The sequence below is a fragment of the Methanosarcina acetivorans C2A genome, assembly GCF_000007345.1.
Taxonomy (GTDB): Archaea; Halobacteriota; Methanosarcinia; order Methanosarcinales; family Methanosarcinaceae; genus Methanosarcina; species Methanosarcina acetivorans.
Window position 1 is genome coordinate 1,296,017 of record NC_003552.1, and the last position, 20,342, is coordinate 1,316,358.

Consider the following 20,342-nt stretch of genomic DNA (forward strand, 5'->3'; position numbering starts at 1 on the left):
GATTAAATGGCATTCGATCAAGATTGGGTTCCGAAGACCAGGCTTGGAAAATTAGTTGTTGAAGGACAGGTTGCTTCCATGGACGAGGCAATCAAATCAGGCCTGCCTATAAGGGAACCCCAGATAATTGATATGCTGCTTCCTGACCTGGAAGATGAGGTGCTCGACATTAACATGGTCCAGAGGATGACTGACTCCGGACGCCGTGTAAAGTTCAGAGCAACCGTAATCGTAGGAAACAGAAACGGCTATGTAGGACTCGGACAGGCAAAGGACGTCCAGGTAGGGCCTGCAATACGCAAGGCAATAGACGCTGCAAAGCTCAACATTACCTATATCCGCAGAGGCTGCGGTTCCTGGGAATGCGCCTGCGGGCTGCCGCACACCGTACCTTACGAGGTTACAGGAAAGGCAGGCAGTGTAAGTGTGACCCTCATCCCTGCCCCCCGGGGCCTCGGGATTGCCGCAGGAAACACTGCAACCAAGGTGCTCGAAAAAGCCGGCATTAAAGATGTATGGACCAAGACCTTCGGGACTACCAGGTCAACCCTCAACTTCGCAAAGGCTACCTACGATGCCCTTAACCAGGTCAACGTGGTAAGGCTGCCTGTCTACTACGGTAAGGAGGAAGTCTGAGATGTATGCAGTTGTGAGACTCAGAGGTCAGGTCAACGTACGCTATACTATTGAGGACACAATGAAGATGCTCCGCCTGCACAAAGTTAACCACTGTGTGTTTGTGCCGGAAAATCCTCACTACAAGGGTATGGTTCAGAAAGTGAAGGACTACGTTGCATACGGCAAGATTGATGCAAAGACCCTTGCGGAAGTCCTTGAAAATCGCGGAAGGCTTGAAGGCGACACCCGCCTCACAGAAGAATACATCCGTGAAAACACGGACTATGATTCCATACAGGCCTTTGCCGAAGCCGTTATCGAGGGAAAATCCTCCCTTAAGGATATCCCCAAACTGAAGCCTGTTTTCAGGCTTCACCCACCAAGAAAAGGGCATGCAGGGATTAAGAGGACAGTCCAGCAGGGCGGAGTACTCGGAAACCACGATGAAAATATCAACGTGCTTCTGCACAAGATGAGATAAGGTGGTTTAAATGGATACTAAAAAGTTTAGAGGGTCCAGGACCTGCGGGGGCGGGACCCACAAAAACAGGCGTGGAGCCGGTAACCGCGGAGGCCGCGGGAAAGCCGGGGGCTGCAAACACCACTTCGTAAGAGCTATGATGCGTGGGTACAGCTACGGAAAGCACGGTTTCAAGCGCCCTGATGAAGTATCAAGGGACGTTTCCATAGTAAATGTCGGAGAGCTCGACGAACTTGCTTCCTACCTTGTTGAAGAAGGGCTTGCGGAAGTTAAGGATGGGGCATACCACATTAACCTTGAAAACCTCGGAATCGAGAAGGTACTCGGAAGCGGACGTGTCACAAAGAATCTTGTGGTCACTTCAGAGGAGTTTTCCGCCTCTGCCCGTGAAAAGATTGAAAATGCTGGTGGAAGCTGCATCGATGCCGAATAAGTAGTGTCAATCCGACATTACTTATTTTATTCTTTTAATAACTTTTTATATTAGATGTGATATATACCATTATCTTACGGTAAAAACATAATCTAATATTTAGTATAGTATCAATAAACGTATATTTTGAATGGTGTAATCGATGACTCTCAGGGATACCTTAGAACCGTTTTTTAATAAGTTACCTGCAGTAGCGAGTCCGGAAAAACACGTCCACTTCAAGGATAAACTCTGGTGGACTCTGGGAGTTCTGGTGCTGTACTTTGCTCTTGCGAATGTACCGCTCTTCGGGATGTCTCAGGATTCTATTGACCTTTTTGAATCTTATCGTGCCTTTTTTGCCGGGGCTTCGGGATCTTTAGTCCTTCTCGGGATCGGGCCAATTGTCACTGCTTCGATTGTTCTGCAGCTTCTTGTTGGGGCAGATATAATTAAAATGGATCTTTCGGACCCCAAAGATCAGGCATTCTTCCAGGGAGCTCAGAAGTTTCTTGTCTTTGTCATGATCATACTGGAGGCTCTACCGCAGCTTCTTGGCGGATACATCCAACCGGATCCGGGGCTTGCTGCTACTCTTAATGTAGGCCTGGGAGTGATCACTTTACTGCTCCTTGTCCAGATCTTTATCGGAGGCACGCTGATCCTCTTTATGGATGAAGTGGTTTCCAAGTGGGGCATCGGGTCAGGAGTCGGGCTGTTCATTGTTGCGGGAATCTCCCAGCAGATCGTTACAGGAATATTTAACTGGGAGTTTGAGGAAGGGCTTCCAGTAGGACTCATTCCCAAATGGATCTACATTGCCCAGAATACAGGTGCAGACTACCTCTTCTCCGGTGAAGGTCTGATGTTCCTGCTGGTCAGAGGAGGAATTCTTGCCCTTCTGAGCACGGTCGCTATCTTCCTGCTCGTCGTATACGTGGAGAGTACGAGAATAGAAATCCCTCTCGCCCACAGCGCAGTTAGAGGGGCAAGGGGCCGTTTCCCTGTCAAGCTCATATACGCCTCAGTTCTGCCCATGATCCTTGTCAGGGCTCTTCAGGCTAACATTCAGATGGTCGGAATCATTCTTGCCAGCAGAGGGATTACTTTCCTCGGAGAATTCAGTGGCTCAAAGCCCCTGAACGGGATAATGTATTACCTAGCTCCCATCCACAGCCCCTATGACTGGATCCCGTCTCTCGTACGGGAATCCTTTGCAAGCTATGGTGCAACTGCTCCGGCAATCTGGCAGATCGGGCTTCACGTCTTGGCGGACGCTATTATGCTGATCGGAGGCGGGATTATCTTTGCCCTCTTCTGGATAGAGACCACAGGTATGGGTGCAAAGCCCACAGCCCAGAAGATTTTCAATTCAGGAATGCAGATTCCGGGTTTTAGGCGGAACATCGGCAGTATTGAAAAAGTTATGCAACGTTACATTCCAAAGGTTACCGTTATAGGTGGAGCTTTCATTGGGATTCTTACCCTGGTCGCAAGCTTGCTCGGTACGCTCGGAAGCGCCGGAGGTACAGGGCTTTTGCTTACTGTCAGTATTGTGTACAGGCTGTACGAGGATATCGCATCCGAACAGATGATGGAGATGCACCCGATGATCCGCTCCTTCTTCGGGGAGCAGTAAGGCTGGTAAACCTCTAACTACAGGATAACTGAAATGATAGAGCAGAAAGAAAACAATCCCAAGTAAAAAAGGATAAAAAAGGGGATCTTCGAATGAATATAATACTCTTCGGGCCCCCGGGTGCCGGCAAAGGTACCCAGGCCAAAAAACTGGTTGATTTCTACGGAATTCCGCAGATTTCCACAGGGGATATCCTGCGGGCAAATGTTAGAGAAGGAACAGAACTGGGCCTTGCAGCCAAGGCATATATGGACAAAGGAGAACTTGTCCCTGACCAGGTGCTTATCGGCATAATTAAAAACCGTCTGAATGAGGCAGACTGCGAAAAAGGTTTCATTCTCGACGGATACCCGAGGACTGTCCCTCAGGCTGATGCCCTGGAAGCAATCCTCGATGAAATCGAAAAACCCATCGATGTCGTCCTCAACCTTGAGGTGCCTGACGAAGTGCTTGTAGGAAGAATAAGTGGGCGTCTTATGTGCAAATGCGGGGCAAGTTATCACATTATTTCCAATCCCCCAAAGAAGGATAACGTCTGTGACATATGTGGCGGTGAGGTCTTCCAGCGTGCTGACGATACCGCAGAAGCCGTCCAGAACCGCCTGGATGTCTACAAAAAGCAGACCCAGCCGCTGATCAACTACTATAAAGAGAAAGGCATCCTTGTCACCCTTGACGGGACAAAGGAGATAGATGTGGTCTTTGAGGACCTGAAGGCAATTCTGGCAAAGTTTGCCTGAATTCCTCCTTTTTTTTCCTTTGTTTTTTCTTTTCTTCATTTAAGTTCCCATGTTTTCAATCTATCCTTGAAATTTTGGTATTTTTAGGTCCGTAAATCCTCTCTCTCTATGATTCCCAATGCGACAGAGTGATTAAATTTTAAATATTATGCGGCTGCTTATTTCCCTAGGAAGCTTTTGCTGGAGAATCATATGACTGAAAACTCAATTGAAGAACTGATGAAATGGGTTATCAGCGTTGACCGCCGCCTGATACTCATGCAATACATGAAAAAGCACACTGCAGTAAGGGCTTCGGATATCGCCCATGAAGCAAGCAGGTCCACGCAAAATATTAGTCGTGCCTTAAAAGAACTTGAGGACAGGGGTTTAATCGAATGCCTGACTCCTGAAAAAACGACATGGAAAAAATACGTGCTTACGGATAAAGGAAAAACGGTTCTGGAAAAGCTGGAGGGTAAATACCTTTAACCTCCTGCCAAAATTTTTCGATTTGATTTCCTGCTCTATTTTTTCCCTTAGCTTTCCTCTCTGAGTTTCATATACCCTTCCACAAGTTCGATATTTGCTCTGACCACCGACCTTTTGAACTCGGTCATTTCTTTTGTGATAGGTTCAAGCGCATTGGCATAGGCCTGCCTGGTGATCACAGTCCCGTCAGGAACTATCCTGCCTGAGAAAATATCTATCCCCCGGACAACGGACCTGTGAAGGACAAGCGTGTCTTTCCCGATATTGCAGTCAAACACCACTGCCCCGAACCCTATAAAGCAGCCTTCTCCGATCCGGCAGGGGCCGTGTACGATGCAGCTATGCGCAAGGGAAGTATTTTTGCCGACAAGCACATCGGAATGCGAGAGGGAATGGACGACAACATTGTCCTGTACGTTGCAGCCGCTTTGAACGGTTATGGACGACCCGGGCTCGTCTGCCCTGAGGACTGCATTGGGCCCTACGAATACGTAATCTGCAATACTTATGTTCCCTATTATTACTGCAGTTTCGGATATCCACGCCCTTTTACTGACTCTCGGGTGCTGTTTACGGGGGTTTGGAAGGTTCATTTTAAAACTCCTTTTTCCATGCCTGAAGGGGCTGCCCCGAATCCCGTTTGAATTTTCTATCCCGAATCCGGTTCGCTATTTTTCAGGCTTCGATGATTTTTATGATAAATTATGATAAGTTATTTAAATCTATGTTTTGATCTTTACTTTCCCGGTCGAAGAGTAATTTCTTGATCCTGAGAGCCTCATTTTAATTCGCGTAAAAATCAGCACCTCCGCCAGCTTGTCTGGAGGCTCTTCGAGGCTCTCAAATTAGAATTTTGACTTAAAAATTTTAATCTTTTTTCTCTTTCTTTTGGATTCTCTTTCTTTTGGATAGCTCCTGACAGGTGATATTTTTGCTTCAACAGTAATTTCTGCCTTCTCTTCTGAGTCTTCAAAGGTTCTGGTGCTCCCATTAAGCGGTTGATATTTTAAAAGGCTTATAATTCAACAACTCTTTTAAAGTCCATTTTTTTCTGAGTTATTCCACATTCTTGTGAGGGAGTCATCTTATCCAAAAGACCATTTTAGTTTTCTTTTGTTAAACCCTCATGTTCTCTGCAAAAGTTAAAATGAGCGCAATAAAGCCTTATTTGGTGATATACCCCCTCAGTATTTGTTCTTTTTGGAAACAAGTTTTCATCTGGGTTTTTCCAGGGCTTAACAAGATAAAAGCCAAAGATTCTTATTAGGAGTTTGCATCCACATACCTCACTATGTCATTTCCTTCCTCATCCGTTCCTCTGAAAATCCAGACTGGTTTATAGAAATCCTGTTTCTCTCCCGGTGTATCCGAATAGTAGTCAATCTCTATTTCGTTAATTTCTACAGGTTTATTGATGCTTTTTATGGGTTGAACTGAATCTCCATCCTGCTTTCGGCAGGTCGATATAAAAATCCATTCAATTTTTCTATTGATATCGTTTTTTTCAGAAATTTTTAAATTAAATTTAAATTAAAAATTACTAAACATCAATCATAACAGTATTAATATATATTTATAGAAAATGGAGAGAAATGACAAACTGGATTAGATATCCAGTCCTATGGCGCTGATTTTCAACCGAAACGACAAAAAATAACGATAAAGGATATTTAAATGTTAAAATGTGCTTGCTGCTGAATATAGGTTCCATGATTAAGTTTTTCGATTGCAGAGTTTATATCAAGAATTGATACTTCTCCAAGCTGCGTTTTTTCAGTCTTTTTGCTGTATCCGTTTCTGTAATTTTTCGCTTCTTTTTCATCGAAATCGGCCTTGTGTTCCTGTTTGTTATACCCTAGTTCAGTTTCCAGTTCAGCTTCCTGTTACAGCCCCTTTTACAAATTCTTTTCTTTACCTTTCCGGTTGATGTTCATCAATAGTACTCTTCTCAATTAATGACTGTTTATTCTCATTTAATTCTTTCATTTCTCTTTTTACATTCTTATGCCATTCATATATAGTACAACAAATACTTTCTACTTGGCCATGAAGGTTTTGGGATCTATTTTGGGCCTCATTTATCCTTGATTGAACAATCAAGTCTACTACTAATCCATCAAAGGCATAGTCGGCAAATGTAGCTAATCCTCCAATATTTATCTTAACTTCATCAGGATCAATTTTTTTTATATCTCCAAGTTCTCTCTGCAGGCTGTTTAGATTTTTCTGTACAGCAGCAATCTGCTCCCTTGCATCCCCTATCCTGGAGTGTTTGATAGCAGTTGTTATTAAACCGCCGCCAAGTATGTCCACTTTCCCCCAATTATCGGCGCTCTTAAGGGTTTCCATCAGTTGATTCAAAGAGGATATAACATTTTGGGCAGCATATTCAGCCTCCCTTAATTCTTTTTCTTCGGCTGCCAGCCTGCCCTTTTCTTCAGCAATATATAGCAGTTTCTGTGAGGTTTCCCCAGGCTGTCCTTTTAATACTTCTTCTTTCTCTCGCAGCAACTGTCCGTATTCACTTTCTATATCATAGAACGATTTCTTTCTTTGCCCCAATAGCGAATTTATTTCCTTTTCCAGTTCTTCAATAACTTTTTCAGAAGCTTCATATTTTAATTGTGCTGCCCAATACTCCTGGCGTTCTTTTTTTATTTTCTTGTCTTTAGTTCCTTTAATTTTAGCTATAATCAGAGTAATACTGGGCTTCTCCAGATTTTCTACATCATTTTTTTCTTTTGTTAGTTCTTTTGCCAGTTTTTTGCTATCCGTTTGAGCTGTTTTAAGTTGCTGTCTCGCAACCGCAAGTTTACTCTCCAGCTTTTGAGCAACCTCCATTTCATGCCGGGCTAAACGCAGGCGCTTTTCTAAATCTTTGCGCGAAACTAAATCTTCATCCATACTTTAATCCCCATAACTTAAATTAAATGACAATATATTTGCTGAAAATCCCCCTTGAAACAAGTCACAAAACAAAATATGAAGAAAGGGGGGTTATCCTGTTAACTATATTATATACTATTGTCAATACATTTACATATTTTATACTTTATATGAAGAAGCGTAAAACCCCTGAGGCTTTAAGCTCAGGGGGTATAAGCGTCAACTTCTCAACATTCTCTTGATATTGATTCTGCAAATAAGTTTGTATTCTTAACTATATTATAATATTTAATACTGTCACCACAACCAAAATGCGAAAACCAAGCTGAGGAGTTGGATAACAGGGTATCCTCATACCTGAAGGGATCGGGAACGCCAAGCCGGAGAAAACCGGAAGCTGAAAAGCATCTCAAGTATAATCTCACGTTCATATTCTGTTTCACCTTTGGAACGAGGGGCAGAGCCTGTACGACTCGCTAACATTGGTTGGGGGGATGACTCAGGAAGCCGCTAAATCTTTAGTTTAGCGGTAGTTCACAACAGGTTTGAATTTCCTATGCTCATACATTTGCGCTGTTCCACCCTATTTTTTTAATGAATATCTCCTGTTCCGGCTTCCAATGTAGTCTTGTAATACCAGCATTTAAAATTGATAATTTTCATAGTTTTTTTCAGTTCTTCCATTTGAGCACTTACAACTGCCTTCCGTTCCACAAACATGTCATGGCGCTGCTGCAAGGTGCAATCTCCCTGGGAGCACCAATCAATGAAATACTTGATGTCTTTAAGGGGCATTCCGTAGATTTCGGACTCTGTGATAAATTGCATTCAGCAAAAGGGCAAAGGGTTTTCATTAGTTCTTGAAGGGGAATCTCTTCATTCGATTTGATCAGTTCATCCATGTTTAGTTTATTAAGGTGGTATCGCAGGGATGTTTCACAAGCAACATCCTGATACTGTGTTGAGACTGTATGAACAGAATTCCTGTTAACTGCCATACTTACGACAGTACGAAAAATGTCTTCACTTGTAAGAGAATCATTGATCTTTATAGTTACATGGTCATTGAGGGGTCTTAATACGGTATCAATGCATTCTTTTGATTTTAATTCAATTTTAGGGCTATAGCCGGGATTATACGATGAATGAGATATATGGTGGCGTTTTCATCATATAATGATAACGGAGGAACTTGTTTATGAGGAAATGAAAATTAGTGAAGTACTGATATTGTCCATGAGTCTGTACAAAAATCGATTCCGAATTTAAAACGAAAATTTCATTATATATGCAGGTGAAACTAACTTTTATTCCTAGTCTGGAACTGAATCAGACTGTAAGCTGAGATATATGAAATTCGGACTCTCAATTGAGACTGAGTGCAAAACCGATTTGTAATCCGGCAAAACTACCTCCTCGACCGAGGCTTCCGAAGCCGCCAGGACTGAGTACTGAGCCCGCTAACCTGGACTGAAATTTGGATTTTTAATGGTGTTATGATGGTTGAAAGAGCGAATAAAACGGTATTCATTACTGTGATAGTTATGCTTCTCTTTTGTGGGGTACCGGGTTGTACCGAATTCGGAAAATCAGCAGATGACTCTGACAACGCAAGTTCAATCGGGCCGGAACCTAACTACACAAATTCGATAGGTATGGAGTTCGTGAAGATTCCCTCAGGGGAATTCATGATGGGGCCTATTTATAATACGGGATACGTCAGGACGCCTTCAGGTGAAATTATAACTGAAGAATATATCGATGAAGATTTGGCAAAGAAAGTTGAGATTAAAAAACCGTTCTATCTGGGTAAATTTGAAGTTACCCAGGGACAGTGGCGTGAAGTGATGGGCAGCAATCCTTCATATTTTGAAGGGGATGATCTTCCAGTCGAACAGGTATCCTGGGATGAGGTTCAGGAGTTTATCGAAAAACTCAATGAAATAGAAGGTACCGATAAATATCGTCTGCCATCGGAAGCTGAATGGGAGTATGCCTGCAAGGCCGGGACAACAACCAGATACTCTTTTGGAGACGATGAAGCAAAATTTGGGGATTATGCGTGGTATGTGCCAAATTCCGATTGTAAAACTCATCCTGTAGGGCAAAAGGAGCCAAATCCCTGGGGTCTTTATGACATGCATGGAAATGTCATGGAATGGGTTAATGAAAGTGACACGCATGGGAGTGTTATGGAATGGATTAATGAGAATATTCTGGAACGGGATAAAGACGGGGAGGATGAAAGTAGTGTTTTCCGTAGGATTCGAGGAGGCGGCTTTCAAGATGGAGGTGGCCTTAATGTTTATAGAATTCAGAACTGTGGGTATGCTGGCAAAGGCTACTCCGATCTCGACCGCAACGATCTTGGTTTTCGAGTCCTGAGGGAAATTTAAGCATCTTCTACTTTATCTGCTTAGAGAAGCTAAAAGGTGAAAAATTTTTAATGAATCCGTTGCAGTAATAACGTTTATGCCAGGAGAGGCAGATAATTGCGCAGGGTCCGCATTTTAGAAGGTCCGGGACTTGAAGTTATCGAGCATTGAAAATGGCTTTCCTCCTTAACATCTCTTTATGTTTCCAGATTGAAAACCCCACTACCAAATTTTGAGTAAATAGTATAACTTATATATACATCGAAACTTATTAACCTGAAAACCCTGCGTAAACAATTTAAATAGGGCTCTCCTTAGAGCTTGTTTATTTGTGCGTTATGTTTTATCAGGTTTCATTTTCTTGGATTCGTTCTTAATTTGAAGGAATCGTAAAATCATAATCAAAATTTCAGAATTAACATTTATCGAACCTTAATGGTGAGGACAACTTGGTTTCGGAGACATTAAAAAAGCAAATTGACCGGTTCCTGCTGGCCTTTGGTTTTTCCCTCATGTTCGGGATAATGATCCTTGGACAGGAATTCAGGCAATCTATGGGAGAAGCGGTAGGGGTGATAATGGATCCCGTACTTTCTCTGGTCGGACAGGAAAATTTCCATCTGATCCTTTTGGTAATGGCGATTATCACTGCCCTCTATGCATCCCTTATACAGAAATACACTATCGACTGGGAACTCATGCGAAATACCCAGGAGCGCATGAAGGTCTTTCAGAAGGAGTTTAGGGAGGCACAGCTTTCCCAGAACACCTATATGCTGAAAAAGCTTGAAGACCAGCGTAAGGAGATGATGGAAGACCAGATGAAGATGTCAAAGCAGCAGTTCAAGCCCATGGCTTACATCAGTATTATCTCCCTGCCTCTCTTCATGTGGGCTTACTATTTCATAAGCGGGCACGGGAATGCCACCATGGTATTTCCTTTCTGGGGCGAACAGCTGCTTACGACTCCGGTTTTTGGTCCCTTCCAGCACTGGATCTACTGGTACTTTATCTCCTCTCTCGGGGTCAGCCAGCTTATCAGGAAGGGCCTTAATATCGGTGGGGTCTGATGCAGATCACAGTGAGCGGGCTTCCCGGAAGCGGGACAACAACCCTCTCAAGGCTCCTGTCTGATTACTATGAGCTCGAGCTGATTTCTTCCGGAGAAATTTTCAGGAGGATGGCAAAGGAGAGAGGAATGAGCCTGGCAGATTTCGGAGCTATGGCTGAAAAAGACCCCTCAATTGACCTTGATATCGACAAAAACCAGAAATCCATCATCCACACCCAGGACGATCTCGTTCTCGAAAGCCGGCTTGCAGGTCACATGGCCAAAGGAGTGCCCAATGTGCTTAAAATCTGGATAAAGGCCCCCCTGCTGACAAGAGTTAAGCGCATCCAGAGGCGTGAGAAAACAATTTCCTTTGACGAAGAACTGGCAAAAACAGTTGAAAGGGAAAAGTCCGAAGCCCTTCGCTATAAGAACTACTACGGGATTGACATCACGGACCTGTCAATTTACGACATCGTTATCGATTCTGAAAAATGGAACCAGTACCAGACTCTTGATATCCTCAGGGTCGCTATTGATGCTCTTGTCGGACCGGAGTGATTTTTCTCCCGGTCCGATTATTTTCGGGACATTTTTCTCGGGCAGATTTTTAAGCAGGCGCAGGGTTTTATCTGCAAACCCTGATACTATGGATATCCATACTGAGAATTTCAACTGAAAATCCCAGCTTGATCTCATAACTTGATCTTTCAACTGATATCCCTACTGAGAATCTCAACTTGATCTTTCAACTGATATCCCTACTGAGAATCTCAACCGGATATCCATACCGGAAATCTATGTGCTTGCTGGATATCTGCCCACGATATGTGTGCCTGATCCTTAACCAGAACCCAGGAGTTTTGAAAAACCATGTCATCCGCCGGCAAACTGCCATCTGAGATTGAAAGAACCCTTGTCCGGAAGTCCGGCGCCTGGACAAATCCGGTCTACGGCTGTGCTCCGGAAAAGCGCCCTATCCTCGAATATATCGAAAAAGGAGTGGTGAACATCGACAAGCCCAGTGGACCCACAAGCCACGAAGTTGCAGCCTGGGTAAAAGCCATCCTTGGCGTTAATACTGCAGGGCATGCAGGCTCTCTTGACCCGAAGGTTACAGGGCTTTTACCTACCCTGCTCGGGAAAGCCACAAAAGCCGTGCCTGCCCTGAGACTTTCGGGAAAAGAGTATGTCTGCCACCTGAAGCTTCACAGGGCTATGCCTCCGAAGCTTGTCCGCAAGGTCTGCGAGGAATTTACAGGGCCCATTTACCAGATGCCCCCGATCAAGTCCGCTGTTAAACGGGTCATAAGGGTAAGGACAATCTATTATATCGAGGTGCTCGAAATCGAGGGCATGTCCGTACTCTTCCGCGTTGGCTGTGAGGCAGGAACCTATATCCGGAAACTCTGCCACGATATCGGGCTTGCTCTGGGCTGTGGCGGACATATGCAGGCCCTCCGCAGGACTAAAGCAGGGCCGTTTACGGAAAAAACCCTTGTCACTCTCCATGAGCTGAAAGATGCCTATGTGTTCTGGAAGGAGGACGGGGATGAGTCCGAACTGAGAAGGGTGATTCGGCCAATGGAATCTGCCGTATCCCACCTCCCCAAAATTATCCTGCGGGACAGTGCAGTGGATGCGGTCTGTTCAGGCGCTTCCCTGGCAGTCCCGGGCATTACGAGCCTGGACTCCAGTCTGGCTGAAGGGGAACTTGCAGCGCTCTTTACCTTAAAAGGGGAACTCGTTGCGCTTGCAAAAGCTGAAATGAACACTGAAGAGATTCTCAAAGCATCTGCCGGGATTGCAGCTTCTCCTATCCGCGTGCTTATGGAAGCAGGAACTTACCCGAAGGGCTGGACTAAAAAAGAGGAGAGTGTCCGGCTCTGACCTTTAAAATTCCTTCTTCCTGCTTTTTAATTTCTTTCTTCCTTATCTATTCTTAGAATAAGATTTATATACCACTATTCCGTTATGGTATAAGCCGTGCCATAAGCTCTGTGCCGAGGTAGTCTAGCGGTAGGGCGCAAGCCTGGAAAGCTTGTGGGGCTTAGCCCCTCGGGAGTTCAAATCTCCCCCTCGGCGTCATGTTTTCAAGTCTTCTCTAAATTACGTTTACAATCCTTTTCTAAATTATGTTTAAGTTTTTTTCTAAATTATGTTTACATCTGTAGCTATTGATAGCCAGGAAGGAATAAGAGAAGAAGTTTTAATTTTCATACTTCAGACTAACCAATAAATTAAATTTTGGCCTGTTTACATGAAATCGATACCATTTTTCATCCCGTAACCTATCAAACTATTTATTAACTTTTGTGGAAATGGAAGCAATTTGTCACGTTTCCTCACTTAACCGAAAACGCATGAAATTGAATTAATTCTTGCTCTTGAGACTGGTAAATCTACATTTTCCTGGTACTGGTTGCAAATTTGCAACAGATCAGGCTCTCAATAAAAAGAAATAGGATGTGAATAATGAAAAAGTGAATAAAAATCTATAAGCATGGAGTAGACGGGATTATAAAGGAATTGGGATCGAAAAAAGAAGTTAATCTGACAATGTTAAGGCAAGGACCCCGTTGAAAAATGATCGATTGATTTCAGGCGGGAACGAAAGAAATAAACGGAAACAAACAGAGAAGGAATATTGAAAATGAAACTGATCCTGAACGATATCGTGAAAAGCTTTGACAAAAAAGAGGTTTTGCGGGGTGCAAGCTTTGCCTTTGAAAAGGGGGAAATTTACGGCCTCCTCGGAAGAAACGGCTCAGGCAAAACTACGCTGTTTAATTGCATCAATGAAGATTTGAGGATTGACGGCGGCTCAATTCTCCTTGAAGAAAACGGAGTGAAGAGAGAGGTTTGTCCGGACGATATCGGATATGTTCTGTCGACGCCGGTTGTTCCGGAGTTTTTAACAGGTAGGGAATTTTTAAAGTTCTTTCTTGACATCAACGTGAAAAATATTCCGGACATTAAGCCCATTGATGAATATTTCGATTTTATAATGATTGGAAGCGAGGATCGCGACAGGCTTTTGAAAGATTATTCCCATGGCATGAAGAACAAGATGCAAATGCTTGTAAACTTCATCGCAAATCCCGGAATTCTGCTTTTAGACGAGCCACTGACCTCATTTGATGTTGTGGTCGCCGACGAAATGAAGACGCTGCTGCGCCAAATCAAAAAAGACCACATTATTATTTTTTCCACTCATATTATGGAGCTTGCGTTGGATTTATGCGACGAGATCGTGATCCTGAGCGGGGGGGTTCTGGAAAAAATGGAAAAGGATGGCCTCAGTAACGAGGCCTTTAAGGATAGGATTATTCAGGCCCTCAGAAGGGATGAGAGTGATTGAAACTTTTCTTACGTCCTTCAGGCTGAAAAACACATATAGAGCCAATGGCGTCATCTATTCGCTCAAATCCATCCCTGTAATCAACGGGCTGCTACCGGTCTCGCTTTATGGAAGCCCGGGGCTGAAAAGATTTGCCAATTTTGTCAGCATCCTGTGGGAGCTTGTCTCGATGTTTTTGGGCAAGCTGTTTTATATGTTTATTCTGGTCTTCCTTCTAAAAGACTCTATGAAAAGCAGTTCTGCAAACAGCTTCATGCATATGTTTTTCTTTCTGACCATAGCAGGTGGTTTTCTTAACACGCAGATATTTCGCCCCACCAGAGACAAGTATTATGCCATTTTTCTCATGCGAATGAGCGCGCGGGAGTATACGCTTTCGAATTACTTCTATTTCCTTTTGAAAACTGTTGTCGGATTTTTGCCTGCCACGCTGCTTTTAGGACTGCTTTCCGGGGTAGATCTTGCTATCTGCCTTTTGATGCCGCTTTTTGTTGTTTCCGTAAAACTTATTTTTACTGCCCTCGCGCTTCATAGTTATGTCAGGACCGGCCATGCAAAAAATGAAAATCAGCTCAATCCGGTTTCTCTGGTTGGCATTGCTGTATCATCGACTGCGGCATATCTCCCGCCGTTTCTCGGCTATGCCATGAACGGAGCTGTTTTCCTCGCTCTGTTTGTCATTTCCGCTGTTATGGCGTTGTTTTCCTTTTTGTATGTGCTCAAATTCCCCGAATACCGAAGGATTTGCAAGGAACTTCTCACAGCGGATAGTTTTGCTATGAACAGAAAAGATATGGTTGCACGGGCTACTCAAAAATCTTTGCAAAAGAAAATAGACCTTAAGGCAACAAGTAGCAAAAGCGGCTATCGGTATTTCAACGACCTTTTTGTTAAGCGGCACAGCAGTCTGCTGACCAAATCGGCCAAACAAATCACCTTGATTTCCCTTGTAGCGCTTGCGTTTTCCATCATGGCCTGTTTTCTTCTTCAGGAGGCAAAGCCGATAATAAACGGGATGATGCTGACCTTTTTGCCTTATTTTCTGTTCGTCATGTATTTTGTTAATCGCGGAAAGGTTATCACCCAGGCCATGTTCATGAACTGTGACCACAGTATGCTTGCCTACAGGTTTTACAGGCAACCGCGTGCAATTCTGCTCCTCTTTACGGAACGGCTGAAATCCATTCTATTGATTAACTTGATGCCAGCTTCGGTAATTGCACTTGGGCTACCGTTTCTGTTATGGTTTACAGGCGGAACGGATAATGCGCTCAATTATGTACTGCTGTTTGTTTCCATTATCGCCATGTCGGTATTTTTTTCGGTGCACAACATGGTGCTCTATTATCTTTTGCAGCCTTACAATATCAATCTTGAAATGAAAAGCGGCACTTTTGCCATTGTCAATTCATTTACTTATATCGTCTGTTATCTTGCTATCGGCAAGGAAGTTCCAACTCTAATTTTCGGCACGTTTGTTTCCGTATTTTGCATTGTATATATCGCCGTCGCCTTGCTTCTTGCATACAAGCTTGCACCAAAGACATTTAAGCTGCGGTAATAGCGGACTTATGTAAACTAAAAAAAGGGCAGATGTTGAACCGCCCTTTTCTGCAGTAGCAAGTCAAATAAGTTTGTGCCTGATCCGGACCCAGGTTACTTTTAATCCTCAGAAAAAACACCGTTCAAGAAAATAAATTATTCGTGGGCACACATACGCAGAAAGGTCATGACAATTTTAGCTTAATTTTAATTATGCATCCTTTCTTCACGTCTTTTAATTATTCAGTAACTCTTCCGCTATCAGCTTTCAGTTCCTCCGAACATCCGCTTTCAGTGGGGGGTGAGCGCAGATATCCTTATATACTGGCAGCTTCATGTAAAGGAACTCATCAGTATGTGCTGTAAAGAAGCTCCTTTTGAGAGCTGCTCCTGAGTTTTCCGCATATTCTTTGAGGGTATTCGACAGGGGCTACAGGATGCTGTATGCACTCCAATGGAGGAAGTATATGGTAGAAGAAAATAACAACGAAGAACTAAGGCATCTTGTTCGGATTATGAATACCGACCTGCAGGGGGCAAAGCCCGTACAGTATGCTCTTACAGGTCTTCCCGGAGTCGGGAGACGTACTGCAAAACTCATTGCAAAGGGCGCAGGGGTTGACCCGTCTGCTATACTTGGATATCTTCCGGAAGAGGAAGTAGCCAAACTCGACACTGCAATCGGAAAATTTGAAGACATTGTCCCTAGCTGGATGCTTAACAGGCAGAAAGACCTTGCCACCGGCCAGGACAAGCACCTGCTTGGAACGGATATCCTGCTGACTTTCAGGGAAGACATCAACAACCTGAAGAAGGTCCGTGCCTACAGAGGGCTCAGGCACGAAAGAGGCCTCAAGGTCAGAGGACAGAGGACAAAATCCACAGGCCGCCGCGGATCAACTGTCGGTGTGAGCAGGAAGAAGTAATTTTTCGGTTAAGGTGATTTGAAATGGCATATCCAGGTAAGAAAAGTAAAAGTTATGAGACTCCCAAGCATCCCTGGCAGGAAGCCAGGATGGCTACTGAAGTCCAGCTCGTAAAGGCATACGGCCTCAGGAACAAGAAGGAAGTCTGGAAAGCAGCCAGTATGCTCAGGATGTACAGGTCCGAAGCCAGGAAACTTCTTGCACACGTCGCTAGCGGGCAGGAAGGAGGACTCGAGGGCCACTACAGGACTCAGTCAGAAGAAATTCTTTCCAAGCTCATTCGCTACGGTATTATAAAATCTGATGCCAACATTGACGATATTCTCTCTTTAAAGACTGAAAATATCCTTGAAAGGAGGCTCCAGACCCAGGTTCTCCGCCTAGGGCTTGCCAGGACCGTTATCCAGGCGCGCCAGTTTATTACTCACGGCCACATTGCAATCAACGGAAGAAAAGCTACAATTCCGGGAATGCTGGTCTCAAAGGAGGACGAGATGCATATCGGGTATTATGGAAACTCCCCTCTTAAGAATGAATCCCACCCTGAAAGACCTGTCCAGGTTGCATCCTTCCTTGCGGACAGCGGAACAACCCTTAAAGCTGCTGCCGAAGCAAAACAGGCAAGAGAAAAGCCTCCTGAGAGAGGCGGCGGAAGAAGGAAGAGAGGAGGGAGGAGATAAACATGGCAGATATGAAATGGGCTGTAGCTCACATCAAATCCTCATTTAACAACACAATTATCACAGTTACTGATATTACCGGGGCTGAAACCATTGCAAAGTCTTCCGGTGGTATGGTTGTAAAGGCTGCAAGGGACGAAAGTTCTCCATACACTGCCATGCAGATGGCAGGCCAGCTTGCTGACCAGCTCAAGGACAAGGGTATTAATGGAATCCATATCCGGGTAAGAGCTCCCGGAGGAAACAAGCAGAGAAGTCCCGGGCCCGGTGCACAGGCTGCAATCAGGGCTTTTGCAAGAGCAGGAATCCGCATTGGCAGAATCGAGGATGTCACTCCTGTCCCGCACGACGGCACTCGTCCGAAAGGCGGAAGGCGTGTATAAAGCGAATTATTCAGAGAATTCTTCAAAATTCTCTTTTTTTAAGGTATTCAAAATTAAGGGGAATTAAGGCATATGACGATGGAAGTAGACATTCTGGAGTTATCGGACAGATCTGCAAAGTTTGTGCTATCAAATGTAAGCACGGCTTTTGCCAACGGCATCCGGCGCGCTATGGTCGCCGATGTACCCACTCTTGCAATCGAGTATGTAAATCTTTACGACAACACCTCCGTACTCTATGATGAACAGCTGGCTCTCCGTCTCTCCTTAATCCCGCTTGCAACGGATATAGAGACGTATTTGCCTCAGGCTGAGTGCGATGTCTGCGGAGGAGAGGGCTGTCCCGCCTGCGAGGTCTCCCTGACCCTCAGTGCGGAAGGCCCAGGAACCGTTTATTCTCGGGACCTGATCTCCTCTGACCCCAAGATACAGCCGGCAGATCCTAATGTTCCGATTGTTGAGCTGAAAAAGGGACAGAAACTTGTGCTTGAGGCTATTGCCCACATGGGTTACGGTAGAGACAGCGTTAAGTGGCAGGGCCGGTGTTGCATGCGGCTACAAAAACATGCCTGTAATTACCATTGAAAACTGCGATGCCTGCGGACACTGTGCGGCAGAATGTCCGAAGGGAATTATCAGTGTTGAAGAGGCCGGAGCTAAGATTGCCGAGGAAGACATCATGAAGTGTTCCATCTGCAGGCTCTGTGAGCAGGTATGCGACATTAACGCGATCAAAGTGGACTTCTATGAAAACTCTTTTGTCTTTACCATGGAGTCCGATGGTTCATATACAGCTAAAGACCTTGTCCTCAACGCTGCGAATGTGATTAAGGGCAAAGCTGAAGAGATGCTGGCAATTCTGGACCAGCTCTGAGCCTCTGCTCAGATGCAGGCCCAAATCTCATTTTTTCATGTCTTCTTATTTTGAGAACTCTTAAGGGGCTGCTCTTTCTCTGGAGATTCATTTTGTTTCTCTTCTTCTTTTCCTTCAGACAAAGCTAAAAACTTGGCTAATTAACTATTTCTGATAAGTAAGAAATAATAAGAAAATATGAGCCCTACTACAAAAGCTAATGTATAAAGTGGTAAAGTGGCTGTAAAAAAATTACTAAATTATTTGTTGCCGGAAAATATGTATCTGTTAAACTTGAACTAAACCGGTTTATCTGGTTTGTAACTTCAAGGGGATTAAAAGGTACATTTGTCTATGTAATTTTTATTACTCTGTTAATCGGAGCCCTGGTGAGAGCCTGTACATTTTTCAGGCGAGTTCTAGAGTTGAAATCTCAGCGAAGAGCCTAAATTATTCTTATACCAATTAGAAAAAATACAATTTTAGGACTTACGCACTGGAAGTATAGAATCAATTACATCAAACACAGTAGTTTAAACTTGCATTTAAGTCACTTCAGGTGCGTAGGCCCTATCCGTTTTTTCCTGCATAATTTTATGATAGCTATGATAGGACCTTATTTTCCAATCACTTTTTCATATACTTCAAGGGTTTTTTCAGCTATTGTTTTCCAGTTATATTTCTTTAGGAGAAGATCATACCCTTTTTCCCCATTCTGTTACGGCCAAGTCCTTCAACAACGTAATTAAGACCCCAGGCAATGGAAGAAGGTTCTTTATAAGCAACAACACCTGTTCTGAAGTTTTCCACAAGGGCAACTGCATCGCTTGCAACTACCGGTTTCTTTGCATCCCAGGTTTCAAGCACAACAATTCCGAAGGGTTCGTTCCGGCTGGGCACGCAAACAAGGTCGCAGGCATTAAACCAGTCGATTACAGTATTATCAGGGGCATACCCGAGGAAGTTACAGGAATTACCTATGCCAAGCTTTTGAGCTTTATATTCACAGTAAGCGCGCATTTTCCCCTCTCCAATGAGTACAAACTGAGCATGCCTTTTTTTGAGGAATTTTGCCGCAGCTTCAACCAGCAGGTCGGGTTCTTTCTGATATGCCATCCTTCCGGTGAAAAGTACAACTGGAAGACACGGATGGATGCCATAGTGCCTTTTTATATTTCCTGTATTGATTTCTCTTTTTATCCTTCCCACATTTATGCCGTTAGGGACTTCCCAGAGCTTGTAATCGGGAATTTTGTAAATGTGCCGAATTTCTTCTGTCAATATTGCCGAGGTCGTGATCACGTCAGAGGATTCGTATCCTCCGAGCCACTCCCTGTGAGATATTTCCTTTGCCTCCCACCATTCTCCGTGACGGTTTCCGTTAAGTCCCCATTCAGTACTGTGAAAGGTCAGCACAAAAGGCAGCCCTAAACGGGCTTTAATCCTGCAGAGAACATTTACCGGATGCCAGTCGTGCCCGTGCAGGACGTCAAACTCCCCCACCTTCTCTCTCACATCCAGGAACCGACAGTACATACTGTCGCACATCCTGTTCATCTGCTCCACTACCCCCCATTTTGATCACAGGCAACTCTGTGATAGTGGACACGGTTGATTATTTCGTCGTTGTTTTCACGGCTTCGTGTAAAGAGATGGACTTCATGTCTCTCTGCTGCAAGAACTTCAGAGAGTTTAGACACATGAGGTGAAATTCCTCCTATACGTACCGAATACAAGCTTTCCCAGGAAAACATTCCTATCCGGATCTTTTCATAAACCCACTGACTCCTTTTTGTTAAAATTAGAATTAAGAAACTGAGTAATGGAGAGTAACAGGCCTCCCTTACCTGTTACATGCCATTATATATCTGAAACTTTAAGACGTCTTCTGGACTGGTCAAAATTTACCGTTATTTTCAGCATC

At 44.1% G+C, this 20,342-nt stretch carries 18 protein-coding genes, 1 tRNA gene and 2 pseudogenes; 17 read left to right on the top strand and 4 right to left on the bottom strand.

The features are described 5' to 3' along the window. The first annotated feature begins 6 nt into the window (after window positions 1-6). The 6 genes from MA_RS05695 (at window position 7) to MA_RS05720 (ending at window position 4,361) form a co-directional block, all read left to right on the top strand. The gene (locus tag MA_RS05695; protein WP_011021121.1) at window positions 7-636 is read left to right on the top strand and encodes a 30S ribosomal protein S5; all 630 of its coding nucleotides are present in this window, start codon (window positions 7-9) and stop codon (window positions 634-636) included. Window position 637: 1 nt separating this feature from the next. Continuing rightward, window positions 638-1,099: a 50S ribosomal protein L30 gene (locus MA_RS05700; RefSeq protein WP_011021122.1), complete on the top strand. Its 462-nt coding sequence runs from the start codon at window positions 638-640 to the stop codon at window positions 1,097-1,099. A 10-nt stretch (window positions 1,100-1,109) separates the two neighbouring features. Next, window positions 1,110-1,532, top strand: a complete 423-nt coding sequence (locus MA_RS05705) for an uL15m family ribosomal protein (protein ID WP_011021123.1) — start codon at window positions 1,110-1,112, stop codon at window positions 1,530-1,532. A 142-nt stretch (window positions 1,533-1,674) separates the two neighbouring features. After that, a complete protein-coding gene (secY, locus tag MA_RS05710; RefSeq protein ID WP_011021124.1) occupies window positions 1,675-3,150 on the top strand; it encodes a preprotein translocase subunit SecY in 1,476 nt (491 codons plus the stop codon). Between the two features lie 92 nt (window positions 3,151-3,242). Beyond that, window positions 3,243-3,890: an adenylate kinase gene (locus MA_RS05715; protein WP_011021125.1), complete on the top strand. Its 648-nt coding sequence runs from the start codon at window positions 3,243-3,245 to the stop codon at window positions 3,888-3,890. 192 nt (window positions 3,891-4,082) lie between these two features. Continuing rightward, window positions 4,083-4,361 (top strand): winged helix-turn-helix domain-containing protein, encoded by a 279-nt coding sequence (locus tag MA_RS05720; RefSeq protein WP_048065040.1) that lies wholly within the window; start codon window positions 4,083-4,085, stop codon window positions 4,359-4,361. A gap of 47 nt (window positions 4,362-4,408) precedes the next feature. On the opposite strand, the gene MA_RS05725 is transcribed toward MA_RS05720, so the two are convergent. From MA_RS05725 to MA_RS05735, 3 genes are all read right to left on the bottom strand, one after another. Continuing rightward, on the bottom strand, window positions 4,409-4,954 hold the full coding sequence (locus tag MA_RS05725; protein WP_011021127.1) for a carbonate dehydratase: 546 nt from the start codon (window positions 4,952-4,954) through the stop codon (window positions 4,409-4,411). Between the two features lie 1,318 nt (window positions 4,955-6,272). Beyond that, complete coding sequence (locus tag MA_RS05730) at window positions 6,273-7,265, bottom strand: hypothetical protein (protein WP_011021128.1); 993 nt, start codon at window positions 7,263-7,265, stop codon at window positions 6,273-6,275. A gap of 573 nt (window positions 7,266-7,838) precedes the next feature. Continuing rightward, window positions 7,839-8,075, bottom strand: coding sequence for a transcriptional regulator (locus MA_RS05735; protein ID WP_011021129.1), 237 nt, complete (start codon window positions 8,073-8,075; stop codon window positions 7,839-7,841). Between the two features lie 668 nt (window positions 8,076-8,743). On the opposite strand from MA_RS05735, the gene MA_RS05740 reads away from it, so the two are divergent. From MA_RS05740 to MA_RS05790, 11 genes and pseudogenes are all read left to right on the top strand, one after another. Beyond that, on the top strand, window positions 8,744-9,643 hold the full coding sequence (locus tag MA_RS05740) for a formylglycine-generating enzyme family protein (RefSeq protein WP_011021130.1): 900 nt from the start codon (window positions 8,744-8,746) through the stop codon (window positions 9,641-9,643). 428 nt (window positions 9,644-10,071) lie between these two features. Next, complete coding sequence (locus tag MA_RS05745; RefSeq protein ID WP_011021131.1) at window positions 10,072-10,692, top strand: DUF106 domain-containing protein; 621 nt, start codon at window positions 10,072-10,074, stop codon at window positions 10,690-10,692. Continuing rightward, a complete protein-coding gene (gene cmk / locus MA_RS05750; RefSeq protein ID WP_011021132.1) occupies window positions 10,692-11,234 on the top strand; it encodes a (d)CMP kinase in 543 nt (180 codons plus the stop codon). Before MA_RS05745 ends, cmk begins: the two co-directional genes overlap by 1 nt. Window positions 11,235-11,546: 312 nt before the next feature. Then, a complete protein-coding gene (locus MA_RS05755; protein ID WP_011021133.1) occupies window positions 11,547-12,563 on the top strand; it encodes an RNA-guided pseudouridylation complex pseudouridine synthase subunit Cbf5 in 1,017 nt (338 codons plus the stop codon). 112 nt (window positions 12,564-12,675) lie between these two features. Further along, window positions 12,676-12,758: transfer RNA gene (locus MA_RS05760), tRNA-Ser, on the top strand. A gap of 568 nt (window positions 12,759-13,326) precedes the next feature. Next, on the top strand, window positions 13,327-14,034 hold the full coding sequence (locus MA_RS05765) for an ATP-binding cassette domain-containing protein (RefSeq protein WP_011021134.1): 708 nt from the start codon (window positions 13,327-13,329) through the stop codon (window positions 14,032-14,034). After that, on the top strand, window positions 14,021-15,595 hold the full coding sequence (locus MA_RS05770) for a hypothetical protein (protein WP_226990774.1): 1,575 nt from the start codon (window positions 14,021-14,023) through the stop codon (window positions 15,593-15,595). The genes MA_RS05765 and MA_RS05770 overlap by 14 nt, the downstream gene beginning before the upstream one ends. Before the next feature lie 418 nt (window positions 15,596-16,013). Beyond that, the gene (locus MA_RS05775) at window positions 16,014-16,502 is read left to right on the top strand and encodes a 30S ribosomal protein S13 (protein WP_048066175.1); all 489 of its coding nucleotides are present in this window, start codon (window positions 16,014-16,016) and stop codon (window positions 16,500-16,502) included. 23 nt (window positions 16,503-16,525) lie between these two features. Continuing rightward, the gene (locus MA_RS05780) at window positions 16,526-17,182 is read left to right on the top strand and encodes a 30S ribosomal protein S4 (protein ID WP_011021137.1); all 657 of its coding nucleotides are present in this window, start codon (window positions 16,526-16,528) and stop codon (window positions 17,180-17,182) included. Between the two features lie 2 nt (window positions 17,183-17,184). Beyond that, the gene (locus MA_RS05785; RefSeq protein ID WP_011021138.1) at window positions 17,185-17,565 is read left to right on the top strand and encodes a 30S ribosomal protein S11; all 381 of its coding nucleotides are present in this window, start codon (window positions 17,185-17,187) and stop codon (window positions 17,563-17,565) included. A 72-nt stretch (window positions 17,566-17,637) separates the two neighbouring features. Then, window positions 17,638-18,439: pseudogene (locus tag MA_RS05790) on the top strand (DNA-directed RNA polymerase subunit D). Window positions 18,440-19,034: 595 nt separating this feature from the next. On the opposite strand, the pseudogene MA_RS05795 reads toward MA_RS05790, so the two are convergent. Then, a pseudogene (locus MA_RS05795) lies at window positions 19,035-20,172 on the bottom strand (glycosyltransferase family 4 protein). Window positions 20,173-20,342: the final 170 nt, after the last annotated feature.

Excerpts from the sequence above, each read along its gene's own strand:
- MA_RS05770 (WP_226990774.1), top strand. The coding sequence starts at position 14,021 with ATGAGAGTGATTGAAACTTTTCTTACGTCCTTCAGGCTGAAAAACACA.
- MA_RS05700 (WP_011021122.1), top strand. The coding sequence starts at position 638 with ATGTATGCAGTTGTGAGACTCAGAGGTCAGGTCAACGTACGCTATACT.
- MA_RS05730 (WP_011021128.1), bottom strand. The coding sequence starts at position 7,265 with ATGGATGAAGATTTAGTTTCGCGCAAAGATTTAGAAAAGCGCCTGCGT.
- MA_RS05775 (WP_048066175.1), top strand. The coding sequence starts at position 16,014 with ATGCTGTATGCACTCCAATGGAGGAAGTATATGGTAGAAGAAAATAAC.
- MA_RS05735 (WP_011021129.1), bottom strand. The coding sequence starts at position 8,075 with ATGCAATTTATCACAGAGTCCGAAATCTACGGAATGCCCCTTAAAGAC.
- MA_RS05785 (WP_011021138.1), top strand. The coding sequence starts at position 17,185 with ATGGCAGATATGAAATGGGCTGTAGCTCACATCAAATCCTCATTTAAC.
- MA_RS05725 (WP_011021127.1), bottom strand. The coding sequence starts at position 4,954 with ATGAACCTTCCAAACCCCCGTAAACAGCACCCGAGAGTCAGTAAAAGG.
- MA_RS05780 (WP_011021137.1), top strand. The coding sequence starts at position 16,526 with ATGGCATATCCAGGTAAGAAAAGTAAAAGTTATGAGACTCCCAAGCAT.
- MA_RS05720 (WP_048065040.1), top strand. The coding sequence starts at position 4,083 with ATGACTGAAAACTCAATTGAAGAACTGATGAAATGGGTTATCAGCGTT.
- MA_RS05705 (WP_011021123.1), top strand. The coding sequence starts at position 1,110 with ATGGATACTAAAAAGTTTAGAGGGTCCAGGACCTGCGGGGGCGGGACC.
- MA_RS05755 (WP_011021133.1), top strand. The coding sequence starts at position 11,547 with ATGTCATCCGCCGGCAAACTGCCATCTGAGATTGAAAGAACCCTTGTC.
- secY (WP_011021124.1), top strand. The coding sequence starts at position 1,675 with ATGACTCTCAGGGATACCTTAGAACCGTTTTTTAATAAGTTACCTGCA.
- MA_RS05765 (WP_011021134.1), top strand. The coding sequence starts at position 13,327 with ATGAAACTGATCCTGAACGATATCGTGAAAAGCTTTGACAAAAAAGAG.
- MA_RS05715 (WP_011021125.1), top strand. The coding sequence starts at position 3,243 with ATGAATATAATACTCTTCGGGCCCCCGGGTGCCGGCAAAGGTACCCAG.
- MA_RS05695 (WP_011021121.1), top strand. The coding sequence starts at position 7 with ATGGCATTCGATCAAGATTGGGTTCCGAAGACCAGGCTTGGAAAATTA.
- cmk (WP_011021132.1), top strand. The coding sequence starts at position 10,692 with ATGCAGATCACAGTGAGCGGGCTTCCCGGAAGCGGGACAACAACCCTC.
- MA_RS05740 (WP_011021130.1), top strand. The coding sequence starts at position 8,744 with ATGATGGTTGAAAGAGCGAATAAAACGGTATTCATTACTGTGATAGTT.